Source organism: Paenibacillus sp. SAFN-117 (assembly GCF_051966115.1).
Taxonomy (GTDB): Bacteria; Bacillota; Bacilli; order Paenibacillales; family NBRC-103111; genus Paenibacillus_L; species Paenibacillus_L residui.
The window spans coordinates 139,289-151,949 of record NZ_JBQCLK010000009.1 but is presented as its reverse complement, the minus strand read 5'-3'; the positions used below and the strand labels follow the sequence as shown (position 1 = coordinate 151,949).

The 12,661-nt window shown below is 52.8% G+C and carries 12 protein-coding genes; all 12 read right to left on the bottom strand.

Going from position 1 to position 12,661, the window contains the following annotated elements:
- Positions 1-257 precede the first annotated feature (257 nt).
- Positions 258-1,787, bottom strand: a complete 1,530-nt coding sequence (gene xylB / locus ACTHRH_RS08355; RefSeq protein WP_440414994.1) for a xylulokinase — start codon at positions 1,785-1,787, stop codon at positions 258-260.
- Between the two features lie 16 nt (positions 1,788-1,803).
- Positions 1,804-2,547, bottom strand: a complete 744-nt coding sequence (locus tag ACTHRH_RS08350) for a sugar isomerase domain-containing protein (RefSeq protein ID WP_440414992.1) — start codon at positions 2,545-2,547, stop codon at positions 1,804-1,806.
- Positions 2,548-2,560: 13 nt separating this feature from the next.
- Positions 2,561-3,304 carry an MBL fold metallo-hydrolase gene (locus ACTHRH_RS08345; protein ID WP_379290305.1) on the bottom strand — a complete coding sequence of 248 codons (744 nt, stop codon included), beginning with the start codon at positions 3,302-3,304 and terminating at the stop codon, positions 2,561-2,563.
- Positions 3,301-3,774, bottom strand: a complete 474-nt coding sequence (locus ACTHRH_RS08340; RefSeq protein ID WP_379290303.1) for a RidA family protein — start codon at positions 3,772-3,774, stop codon at positions 3,301-3,303. Before ACTHRH_RS08340 ends, ACTHRH_RS08345 begins: the two co-directional genes overlap by 4 nt.
- Before the next feature lie 5 nt (positions 3,775-3,779).
- Positions 3,780-4,844: a Gfo/Idh/MocA family protein gene (locus ACTHRH_RS08335; RefSeq protein WP_379290301.1), complete on the bottom strand. Its 1,065-nt coding sequence runs from the start codon at positions 4,842-4,844 to the stop codon at positions 3,780-3,782.
- A gap of 1 nt (position 4,845) precedes the next feature.
- Positions 4,846-5,649 carry a carbohydrate ABC transporter permease gene (locus ACTHRH_RS08330; RefSeq protein WP_379290299.1) on the bottom strand — a complete coding sequence of 268 codons (804 nt, stop codon included), beginning with the start codon at positions 5,647-5,649 and terminating at the stop codon, positions 4,846-4,848.
- A gap of 12 nt (positions 5,650-5,661) precedes the next feature.
- Positions 5,662-6,555: a carbohydrate ABC transporter permease gene (locus ACTHRH_RS08325; RefSeq protein WP_440414988.1), complete on the bottom strand. Its 894-nt coding sequence runs from the start codon at positions 6,553-6,555 to the stop codon at positions 5,662-5,664.
- Between the two features lie 215 nt (positions 6,556-6,770).
- Complete coding sequence (locus tag ACTHRH_RS08320; RefSeq protein WP_379290295.1) at positions 6,771-8,105, bottom strand: ABC transporter substrate-binding protein; 1,335 nt, start codon at positions 8,103-8,105, stop codon at positions 6,771-6,773.
- 60 nt (positions 8,106-8,165) lie between these two features.
- Positions 8,166-9,314: a threonine synthase gene (gene thrC / locus ACTHRH_RS08315; protein WP_440414986.1), complete on the bottom strand. Its 1,149-nt coding sequence runs from the start codon at positions 9,312-9,314 to the stop codon at positions 8,166-8,168.
- A 91-nt stretch (positions 9,315-9,405) separates the two neighbouring features.
- Complete coding sequence (locus ACTHRH_RS08310; protein ID WP_440414984.1) at positions 9,406-10,611, bottom strand: M20 family metallopeptidase; 1,206 nt, start codon at positions 10,609-10,611, stop codon at positions 9,406-9,408.
- Entirely contained in the window at positions 10,608-11,555 is a 948-nt protein-coding gene (locus ACTHRH_RS08305) for a sugar phosphate isomerase/epimerase family protein (protein WP_440414982.1), read from the bottom strand. Before ACTHRH_RS08305 ends, ACTHRH_RS08310 begins: the two co-directional genes overlap by 4 nt.
- A 32-nt stretch (positions 11,556-11,587) precedes the next feature.
- Complete coding sequence (locus ACTHRH_RS08300) at positions 11,588-12,319, bottom strand: GntR family transcriptional regulator (RefSeq protein WP_440414980.1); 732 nt, start codon at positions 12,317-12,319, stop codon at positions 11,588-11,590.
- Between the last annotated feature and the right edge of the window lie 342 nt (positions 12,320-12,661).

Here is a 12,661-nt window from a genome sequence, read left to right as displayed (position 1 = left end):
TTAAACATAAAAAATATTTCTTATCCATCGTCCCGATGGATAACCCTACCAGCTTACACAAACTTCTTGACGCTACCCTTTTCCCTTACAATAGGCGTTTTCCGTGAAAAAAGATGCACTTTTGCTTCTTTTGTGAGCAAAGGTCGGCATGCGCGCATAGGGACTGACCTAACATCACGCGAGGGGCCAGTGCTGAAATTGCTAAATCTGCCGCACCCAAATTCACTAGATCCGGAACAAATGATCGTTTATTTATGCTACTCGCCAAGCAGCTCCGAATCCAGCTCCGTATAATACTCATGCAGCGACCGATACACTTTACGGTACTTTTCATATAGGACGTTGTATCTCCTATGCCGCTCCCCATCGCTGTCCAGCCGCTCTCCCTCCCGAACGAGCTCGCGGGAGATCGATTCCAGCGAGTCAAACAGGCCGGCGCCGACACCGGCAATGGCTGCAGCGCCTAAGGCGGAGGCATCGCTTGTTTGCAGCAGGACCATCTCGCGGCCGAGTACGTCAGCGATCATCTGGCGCCAGACCGGATTGCGGCTGCCTCCTCCGCCCAAGTAAATCCGTCGGGGAACTTGGCCCATGGCGGCGAAGGCTTCGACGTTCTCCCGGATGTTGAAGGCGATGCCTTCCATAATGGAATGCAGCAGCAGCGCCTTGTCGCGATGATGCGTCAAGCCGATCCATGCCGCCCTGTCGCGGGGGTCGAAATAAGGCGTCGAGCTTCCGACCAGAAACGGCAGGAACAGAAGCCCCCCGCTGCCGCAAGGGATCTGCTTCATCCGTTCGCTCAGCCGGTCCAACCGCTCATAATCGCCCGCATTCATAGAATCGCGGTCGAACAGCAGCTCATACCCCCACTGTACGCCCAACCCTCCAGTAAACACGCTGCCCATCGCATACATCGCCGCGGCTGCGGCACTCGGATGAAACGTCACTTGCCCGGCCACACCAACATGCGTATCCGGCACACGCATAATGATTTGCGCTGAAGTACTCAGCGTAATCGCCATGATATCGGCTTCCAGGGTTCCCGTGCCGATCTGGGTGCAGGCGATATCCGCCGCTCCCGTGAACACGGGGGTACCTGCAGGCAGGCCGGTCAAGACGCTGACCTCGGACGTTATCGTTCCCGCTGCAGATAGAGAATCGGCGGCCTCAGGAAACAGATCCACACGCAGACCAAGGTCCCGGATGAACGTCTCGTTCCATTCCCGTCTGCGCACATCGAACAGCAGGCTGTTGCCCGCATCAGTCGGATCCGTTCCTAGACGGCCCGTCAAGCGGAAGCGTACGTAATCCTTCGGAAACACAAGCTTATCCGCTTTCCGGTACAAATCGGGCCGCTGATCCCTCACCCACATCAGCTTCGGAGCCGTGAACGCATCAAGGGGGACATTGCCGGTCAAGGCGATCGTTCGATCCCGGTAATGCTTCATTAAATAACGGGTTTGCTGTTCCGATCTCGTATCGGCGATAAGAATGGCAGGCATGACCGGTGAACCGCACTCGTCCAGCAGCGTCAGCGCGCTCATATGACCGGATAACGAAACGGCTTCGATGAACCCATCCTCAGGCAGTGCCGACAAGCATTCCCGAACCGACTTCACCACTGCCGCCCACCAATCTTCCGGCCGCTGCTCCACCCAACCGGTATGCGGCGATTGGATCGGATAGCTTTGGGATGCCAATGCGATCCGCTTCCCGTTCCGGTCCATCGCCAGGCATTTGACGGAAGTCGTGCCGAGATCGATTCCCATAACCGCACTCATTGTCATTCCGGCTTCCCCCATTCTAAAGATGCTTGATCCGCTTTCTGTACTTTTCAATATACTTAAGGTTTTGTTCGAAACCGCCCGGAACGTTCCCGCTTCGGAATACGGGAGGTTCGATGCCCTGCTCTGCAAGCTTACAAACGGCCATCGTCATCATCATATTTAAAATCGTTGCGCCGATCACCGTTGAACCCGGAGACATCCGAATATCCGTTCCCGCTACTTCCATCAATGCGTCCCCGTGCGGCAAATGATTGTCAATGACCAGATCCGCGACTTCGTACAGCTTCCTGCCGGAGGAATGCCGCGGGGCGTCCTCATAATAAGCAGAGGATACGATCGCGATCACATATAACCCCTTCGCTTTGGCTTCCATCGCCATATCGACGGGAACCCCGTTCACACCTGAATTGGATAAAATGATGATCGGTTCGCCCGGCTTGACGTCGTAATTGTTCAATATGTGTGCCGCATATCCTTCCATTCGCTCGACCATGGAGCTTTTGACAGCGCCTTCATGAAGCATGACCGCAGTGTCCAAAATCGGCTGGATTGCCGCAAGCCCTCCTGCCCGGTAAAACACCTCCTCGGCCAGCATATGCGAATGTCCGCACCCGAAAAGGTGAACAAGCCCGTCGCGGGCGATCGTCGCGGCTACTTTGTCTGCAGCCTTGTCGATCGCTGCGCTTTCCTTCTCTATTATTTCATGAATATGGCTAATAACCTTCTCCGCGTACTGCTTCCCTGCCTTTTGCCCAGCCAAATTCCTCAACTCCTCAAACGATATTTATCGGAACGCCCATCGCCCGAAACGTGTCGCGCGCCAGTCGAATATGTTCAGATCCGCGTTTTAATGCAGGCTGTCCATGACCCGGAAGCAGCATGTCGACTGTATATTGCCCAAGTAATTCCATGCTGTCAGCCAGTTGTTGGAGATGAAAATCGCGAGTATGAATCATCGAAATCCTTCCGTTATAAAAAACCGTATCACCTGAAAACAAAACCGCTCTGCCGTTCGGCATCGTTACATGAAACGAAGTATCGAACCGCGAATGTCCGGGAGTATGAAGAACTTGAACCCGGCAGTTCCCTATTCGGAAATTCTCCTTATCTTCGAATAGCCGGTCCACTGGGCAGCCCGAAAATAGATAATCTGGCGGGTAGAAGCCGTTGCGACGGGCTGTCGGCAAATCAATAGCTTCCTCATCGCCAAGCATAAGCGGTTCGGACGCTTGCTTCAGTACGCCCACTTTAGCTCCGGATATACGCCGCCATTCCGCTGCACCGCCCGCATGATCCGCATGCAGATGGGTCAGCCAAATCTCGGCCAGGTCCCCGGCTCGTAACCCCTCGTCCTCCAGATGCTCTCGAATCTCATTATGCGACAATCCGGTTCCGGAATCGATCATGACAAGTCCATCACCCGAATCGAACACATATACGTTGCAATCGCTCGGATGCGTCCAGTCGAAACCAAGCCGGCCGCTCCCGATTAAATAGAGACGTTCGTCAATCTTCATTCGGCCTTCACCTGCACGATCATCTCCAGCTCGACCGGAGCGCCGAACGGCAGTTCGCTTGTGCCGAGAGCGGCGCGAGCATGTTTGCCCGCTTCGCCGAACACTTCGTGCAGCAGCTCCGAAGCCCCGTTGACAACAAGCGGCTGCTCGCCGAAACCGTCTGCGGAACGAACGTATCCCATCATCCGCACAATTCGCTCTACCCGATTCAAGTCACCGAGCACCGCCTGCATCTCGCCGATACAGTTCAGCGCAGCGAGCCTGGCTGCCCGTTGGCCTGTTTCAACGTCCAGATCGTCGCCGAGCCGGCCTGTGTACTGCATGACGCCGTTCACTTCCGGCGTTTGTCCGGATATAAACAGCAGATTCCCCGTAAGTACCCCGGGCACGAACAGGAACCGGGGCGGTACTTCTGGAATCGTCAAACCCAACTCTCTGATTCGCTCATAGATATCTATTCTATCATTCATAGGATTTAACCTCCCACCCGAACCGGTTCCCCGGTTTTTCCCGACGTGACAATCGCCGCGGCGATCTCCAGGGCATGAACGGAATCGGCCAGCGGAACAATGTCCGACGGCCGATGGAGCCTGACGCATTCCACGAAATGAGTCAGCTCTGCGCGAATCGCGCCGCCGACCTGTTCGTGCTCTGTCGGCCACAACGTGTAATCCGGTGTATAGCAGCGTTCATCGGTCCAGATCGAAAGCCCGGATTGCAGCGTTGAAAATTTCGCCATACTGCGCTGTCCGACAAGCTCGATCTCCGCATCGATGGTACCGTCAAGCTCCAGCGTGTCCGTCATATTATGCGGTCCGTTCCCCGGAATAGTCCATGACGATTCCAAGGAAGCATGCAGCCCGTTTTCAAAGGTTAACAGCGCGGAGAAATGGTCCGGATACGGATATCCGCTTATATTTCGTTCGACGGTATATACGCTTGTACACCGTGCGCCCGCATACCACAGGAATAAATCCAGGTCGTGAATGCCCGATTCGTAAACCGGATGCACTCTTTTGCCAAAATGCTCAAACCAGCTGCGGCTGAACTGGCGTTTCGCCCGCATATGAACGAGTTCTCCCAGCTGCCCCCTATTTTGCGACCGTTTCATTAAAATATAGGGCAGAGCAAAACGGCTTATATTCCCTACCATGACAAGCTTGCCGGTACTGGCCTGCAGCTCCTCGATCTTCCGCCCCTCCTCGCTGGTCAGTGCAAGCGGCTTTTCAACGAAGACGTGCTTGCCATGCTGGAGCGCCAGAATGACGAGCCTGCCGTGGGTCGCTTCATCGGTGACAATATCGACTACGTCGAGCCCGTCATCCCTGATTAAATCCTCAGGACTTGCATAATCTCGGGAAGTCGGGTATTCCCCCGCGATCCGTTTCGTCAATTCCCGGTCCAAATCGCATACCGCAGCAATCTCCGCGCCGTCGATTTGGCTGAATACCTTCAGGTGCAGCCTGCCGAATCTCCCTAACCCAATGACACCGATCTTGACTGACTGTTTGATCGACCGCATATCTACCATTCCTTTCATCTTATTTCACGGCTCCGGTCGTTAGTCCGCGCACGAAAAACTTGCCAACGAAAGCGAAGAACACGACGACGGGCAGCAGTGTCAGCACCGCACCGGCGGTCGTCCAGCCCCAGCGCACCGTGTATTGGCCCATGATCGCTTTGAGCCCTACGGGCAGCGTACGCAGCTGATCGCTGGAGATGAGAACCGATGCATAAGCGAACTCCGTCCACGATGTAATGAATGCATAAATCATAATGGTTGCGATGCCCGGCATAATGAGCGGCAGAATAATTTGCATCAGCGTCCGCATGCGTCCGGCCCCATCGATGGAAGCCGCCTCGTCCAGTCCCACTGGAATTGCGTCGAAAAATCCCCGCATAAGCCAAACAGCAAACGGTGCCGAGAACGTCACGTTCATAACGATCAATCCCCAGAGTGAATCGACGAGACCGATATTGCTCATCAATTGGTAAACCGGAACGAGCAGCAAAATGCCCGGAAAAATATACGATGCGAGAATAAGCCGGTATACGAACAATCTTCCCGGAAATTTCATCCGATAAATGGCGAAACCGGCCGGTATGACAATCAGTACGGTACATACGAGCGTACCTAGCGAGACGAGAATGCTGTTCCACAAATTTTGCAAATACGAGGTCATTTCGAGCAGCTGCCGGTAATGCTCCAGCGTAAATGCTTTAGGAAACAGATCCGGACTCAAAATTTGATCCGCCGGTTTGAAGGAGGAGACGATAACCCAGTAAAAAGGGAAGACGACGATCAACGCGAGAATTAAACTGAACAGCCATTTCAATACTTTCATGCTATCACCCTCCTACTCTTCCTTCGGCGAAGCGAATTTAATGAACACGGTTGCAAAGACAAGCAAAAGCAGCGAGGTTATTACAGAGGCGGCGGATGCTTTACCCAGTTGGAACGACTGGAACGCCATTTGGTAAATATATACGGGCACTGTCGTCGTAGCTCCGGCCGGCCCTCCAGAGGTTAAAATATGAATCAAATCAAAAATATTAAAGCTCCACAATGTTCCTACGAGACCTAATGCGAATAGAATCGGATTGAGCTGCGGAAATGTAATTTTCCAAAATTGCTGCCATTTGTTCGCCCCATCGATCGAGGACGCCTCGTACATGTCCTGCGAAATAATGGTCAGCCCCGCTAGCACGATCACCGTCATGAATGGGAACCAGTGCCACGTATTGATGAAGATCAGGATGGGCAACGACCAGAACGGATGGCCTAGCAGATTGATCGGCTTGTCGATCCAGCCGAAGGACATCAGAACGTCGTTGAGAATGCCATAGCTCCCATTAAATATCCATTGCCAAAAAATACAGACGACAATTGTCGGAATAACCCACGGAATGATAACCCATGTGCGCAGCCATTGCCGGATTTTGCCGGGACGGTTCAGCAGCAGGGCGATCGAGAACGCCAGGACAGTCTGCAGCAGTCCGTTGCCGAGCACCCATATCAGGCTCTTGCCCCATTTGCTCCAATATTCTGAAGAAAAAATGAGTGTTGTATAATTGTCCAGCCCCACGAAACTGCCGCTCGTTCCGATGAACCCCGTGTTATAAAAGCTTTCCCTGACGACTTGAAACAAAGGAACGAAAATCGTTACAATGATCCAGGCCGTTATCGGGAGCACAAGCAAATAGGGAAGCACAGGAATATTCTTTCTGGACCTAGCTGTCTTGGAATTCATGCTCTCACCTCGGAACGTGTGATGAATTTCCGCAAGGGAACTCGCGCTCCCTCACGGAAAAGACTTGCAATTTCATGCTGATTGTCAGAAGATATTATTATCTGTTCCATTGCCGTGTGAACAGAAACCTTTGGAGTGGAAATCGCGCAGATTGCTGTCGTTTCCACTTTTTTTGTTTTTCTCTCTATCTCTTGTATTAAAATTCATATCCGCCATTACTTCACCGCATCTTCCATTAGCCGCTGCCCAATCTTCACGGCTTCCTCCGGCGACTTGCCGCTCGTCATGATCATTTCCAGCGTTTGCGCAATGAAATTCGGTCCGGCGATTTTTCCAATCTTGCTTGCCACTCCGTCGGTGAAACCGAACAGATAGCCTTTCTGGGAAGCGTCGAGCAGCACCTGCACCTGGTCCTTGTACTTGCTGATTACAGGATCATTCCAGAAGCTTTCTGCCTTCGCACCATCTTCGGTTACCGGCAGGAACAAGCCTGGCTCCGCGTTAATGAACTTCCCGTACGTCTCCGGTTCGTACAAATAATCGAAAAACTCGGCAATCGCCTCTTTCTTCTTGGCGTCTTTCGTCAGCACCATAATGCCGTTGGAATAGTAGATGCTGCCTGGTTCGCCTCCATCCGCTACCGGAATCGGCGCCACCCCAAGATCGGAAGCCGGGCGTCCGGACTCGGATTCGAACGTGGCCAAATACTGTCCTTTCTCAATAGCCATCGCCGATTGGCCGGTGTTTAACTGCGCCTGCGGTTCGCCCCATTGGTACGTATTGCTGTCCGGCGGCGAGAAGGCGAGCAGCTCCTTGTACATTTCGTACGCCTTCACCGTATTCGGGTTATCGAACGTCACTTTGTTATTTCCGTCTATGACCGACTTGGCCCCTGCCGTAACCAAGAAGCTGTACAGCACCTGGTCGGTCGCCATCGATTTGGAGGCCGGCAGCGCAATTCCATACTTCCCGTCTTTGGTTAGCGTTTTTGCCGCTGCAAGCAGCTCGTCCCATGTTTTCGGCGCCTGAAGCCCTTCTGCATCCAGCATATCCTTGCGATACCACAGCACCTGGATCATTCCGAATACCGGCACGGCCCAAGTTTTGTCTTCATATTGATACGGGGCAAGCGACGCTGTAAGAAACTTGTGCTTCTCATCGAGCTTCTGCACGATATCGTCTACAGGCTGCACAACGTCTAATTCTTTCAGCAGCGTCGTATAATCGGGAATCGTAAACAAAAGGTCAGGCCCGTTGCCCGCTTTAATCGATGCAGGGAATTTCGAATAGGCATCCCCCCAGCTTTGAACCTGGGCTTTCACTTTGATGTTCGGATGCGACTGGTTAAACTCCTCGACCACTTCTGCAAACCGTTTGACCCGATTCGGCGGCTCTTCCATATGCCATAGTGTAAGCTCGGTGACCGCCTCGCCATTGCTGTTTGGACTCCCGGCAGGCTGACCCGAATTGCCGCCGGATGAGGAACATCCCGCCAATAGAGCAGACACTGCCATGGCGCCGGCCAAGGTGGATGCTAAAACTTTTTTCATTGCATACCCCTCTTTTCCATAAAGTAACTGCTTGTTTCCTAACATGTAAGGACACAAATCCTACTCCGTTTCTTTCGTACCATGTCCGGTTAATACGAGAACGACGGAATCCGACTCGCGGATAACCCTTTGCTTCAACAAAATTTTGAGAGCAGTTAGCGTTGATGCGGAGGCATTCTCCACGTAAAGCCCTTCCTGTCTCGTCAGCCATTCCTGATCTCCCAGTACAGCCTCATCCGGAGCAGCAACGACTTGTCCACCCGATTCACGGATGATCTTCAGCGTCCGGCTTCCATCAGCAGGATAGCTGCTGAGCGGATCGGCAATTGCGGATAACACCGTCTCGGGCGCTTCCCAAGGCTCTACTTCCGTCTTGTCTTGAGCGAACGCTCTGGCAATCGGAGCGCAGCCTGCCGCCTGTACCCCCACTAACCGGGGCATGGTGTTAATCCGTCCGGCTAAACGCAGTTCGAGAAACCCCCGGTATACGGAGACGAGAAGCGGTCCTGCCCCAATGGGAATGATCACCCAATCCGGAACCTCTTTCATTTGCTCAACCAGTTCATAAGCCAGCGTTTTATGGCCTTCCACTGCAAACGGATTCAGGAACGTCGACGTCAGGTTAAACCAACGCTTCCGCTCGGCAACTTCCTTTGCCATCAGGTAAGCATCGCTGAAGGTGCCGTCCACCTGATGCAGTGAAGCTCCATAGCGTTTCATTGCATACAGCTTGGCCCGTGGCGTCGATTTCGGAACAAACAACGTGCAGGGCAATCCTGCTTTGGCCGCATATGCTGCGGCGGATACGCCGGTATTGCCGGTGGAAGCGGTCACAACGGCCTCCGCACCGAGCTGGCCGGCCACCGTTAAAGCGACCGATAAGGCACGATCTTTAAAAGAAAGTGTCGGATTCACCGTTTCGTTCTTTAAGAAAACGTTTGCAAGCGATAGTGCCGATTCCAGCCTATTCGCCCGCAAAAGCGGTGTGCTGCCTTCTCCGAGCGTTACGGGCGCGACATTCGGCCCTACGGGAAGCAGAGGTTTGAATCGCCATATCCCGCTGGCCATTCCGGCATTCTCAAATGAAAACTTGCGAAAAATACGGTTATAATCATATTCCGCCATCAGGCTGTTCCCGCAAGCTTCACATTGATACCGGATCGTTGATTCATGCCATTCTCCGCAACTGCTGCATCTTAATCCGAGCAATAACATATCTTCCTCCTTTCCCGAGTCTCTACTATATTGTGTTACGGCCTTTACACGTATAAATGCCGGGTACACCATCAAATATGCACTGCTAACAAGGCGAAGCCTCTTCCTTCCGGACGCAGAGCCGATAAACCGCCGCTGCATACATCATGTAGGCAGCCCATAATTGCGATCTTGACACATACTCGTTCGAGGAATGCGCTTGTGCGATGAAGCCCGGACCGCAAACGACCGTTCCCATCCCGCCTATATGCTCAAACATTGCCGCCTCGGTCCAAAATTGCAGGCCGACCGGCTCCGGAGCCGCCGTCTGGAAATGCTCGGCATACGCTTGCGATAACAATGAAATGAGCGGATTGGCGAAAGAGGTTTCGAATGGTCCATGCGGAACGCCGTGGAAATTGTCCGACACCCGTATATTCCCTCGCATGTTTTTCGACTCCGCGGACAGCCCGTCAAGAAGCTCCTGGAGCTCACCAATCACGCTCTCTTCGGATTCGCCGGGGATCATCCGTCTTTCGAATCGGATCCGGCAGTTATTCGGTACAATGACCGGGCGCGTTCCACCCTCGATCATACCGATATTGACCGTCGGAGCTCCAAGCAGCGGATGCAGCTTTTGCTTTAATGAAGGGATGTACGTTTCTTGAATCGCCTGAATCCAATCGCTCGCGTGGTAAATCGCATTAATGCCTTCATCCGGCACACTTCCGTGAACGGAAACCCCAGCGAATTCGGCCTCTCCCCACAGCACGCCCTTATGCGCTATGCCGACCTGCATGCCCGTCGGTTCGCCTACGATGGCATAATCGCATCGAAATCCGGAACGGAGCAGCTCATAGGCTCCGGGACTGTAGGTCTCCTCACCTGCCGTAGCGACAAAGCACACATCCCCGGCCAGCGAAACGCCGCTTCGTTGTACCGCCAGCAAAACCGCGAGCATGGAAGCAAGCGCCCCCTTCATATCCGTGGAACCGCGTCCGTAAATCCGGCCGTCAGCCACCCTCGGCCGAAACGCATCCTCCATATCGTAAGGTGGCACGGTATCCAGATGCCCATTCAGCATCAGGCTCGGACCGGAGCCGTCGCCTCTTACACGGGCGATAACGTTAAACCTGCCTGCGGGCGCTTCCATAACGAATGCTTCGATCCCGGCCTTATGGCACCAAGCCGCAATCCATTCTGCCAAAGGGCGTTCAAGCGCCGGTGCTTCCTCATGGCTCTCCAGTTGAATCAGGTTGAACAGCAGCTCCTCCAGCTCAGCCTGGCTTACGTATTTTGACAACGCTCTCAATTTGCTTTGCCCCATCCATATTCTTCGAGGAATTCCTTGGCTTCTGCGGCCACCCGGTCGAAATCCGCCAGCCCGATTCCGGAAGGCTCCCCTACACCGAATAATCCGCCGGCTTGCCAAGCTTCCCACTCCACCGCGTTGAAGTGTTTATAACCAACCGACTTGAGCGCATCAGCCATCTCTTGAAAATCGACGAAACCGCCTCCAAACCAGACGTGCTGAGATTGCATAATGTTCGGAAATCCAACTTCATCCTTCACATGCACATTGCGGATGCGGTCGCCAAGCTGCTCGATCGCTTTCTTAATCGGCATCCGCGGTTTCACCGTCGTATAGAACGTTCCAACGTCTACGCAGGTGTATACGTTCGGACGATCCACCAGCTCAATTAGTTTAATCATCGTCTCCACTGTATTGGCGATTGTGCCCTGCAGCAGCTCAATGCTGACGTCGACGCCTTTGCCTTTGGCATAGTCCGCCGTTTCTTGAATAGCTGTAACTGCCTGATGCCAAGCTTCTTGTCGTGTCATCAAATTGTAGAGCGGCGGATCGTAGTATCCGTCTCCAAGCAGGGTAACCACCGATTCCGCCCCCATGTCTGCGGCAGCGTCAATAGCCTTCTTGAATTTGGCGATCCCGTTCTCCCGATCGAAATATCGCGGGGAGACAAACGTCGTATGCGCCCCGATAGAAGCAAAGGCAATGCCCGTTTCATCCATCGCTTTGCGAACATTCTTCACCGTTTCGGTGTATTCATGCGGACGAAGCTCCATAATTTTCGGGAAAATGACGTCAAACCCTTCGTACCCGTACGACGCGGTCTGGCGAACGCACCATTCCAGGGGCTTGTCTCCCCAAGAGTTCCATGCGGGTCCACAAATTTCCAGCCGGCCCCAAGGCATGTTCGGCCAAATTTCGAACGATAATTTCAGATGTTCTGCCATAAAAAATACCTCCTGTTTGTAAATTATCGCTACTATGTCAATTCGTAACGATCAGCTCGATAGATACAGCGCGCGAATTCGATAGGTTCGCCGTTTTCCAAATACGTGACCCTCTCCATCAGCAGCGCCGCATCGGTTGGATCAATGTCCAAATGTGCGGCTTCCTCCGGTGTACACGTAGCGATTTCAATCGTTTGTGACACGCGCGTCAGCCGGAAGCCGCATACCTCTTCGAGAATTTTATAAATCGACCGATTTTCGAAATTCTCGTTAAGTAGCGGGGATGCCTTGTCATAGATCAAATGCACCTGCTCCAGAGCGATCGGCTCGTTATCAGCCGTCCGGATGCGGATAATCTCGATGATCTGCTCCTCTTTTGACAGGCCAAGCTGTTCCCTCGTCTTCTGCGGTGCGGGGATAACGTTCATCGCCAGCAAGCGTGAGCCCGGCTTGAGATTCAGAATATCGGTCGAGAAGCTCGTCAATTTGGCCAAGCTTCTTCCGGATGGCGGCTGGGTAACGAATGTTCCGACTCCGCGCTGCTTGCGCAGGAAACCTTCGTGCACCAGCTCGTTAATGGATTGCCTGACGGTCATCCGGTTAATCTGGAACTGCTCGGTCAGTTCCCGCTCGGAAGGAATCAATTGTTCCGGCTTCCACCCCCCGCTTTTGATTTGATCTTTAATATATTCTTTCAGTTGGTAGTAGATGGGTACGATGCTGTTCTTATCGATAATACCCTCGGTTTGCGGACTTTTCTCCACATGTATCGCTCCCTTAACATCATAAGTATCAGATTTTTCCACATGGCTATATATATAAACATATACTTGTCTATACCAGTTGTTGAATAGAATTATAAACAATAGTTGAAAGCGATGTCAATAGCTTATTTGTTTACTTATTTAAGCCGACAATGATATCGTACCGAATCAATGTATCATACTTCTCATTGGAGCATTTGCGAAAGCGGTTAACCAAATGAGTGATCGCCATCTTCTTTTGTTCAGGTCCAGCTAACCCCCAGAAACTCAAAAACCGAACTTATCCTTTGACAAGGAGTTCGGTTAGTACGTATTCAATTCCGTAAGCGCAAGGGTTGAATC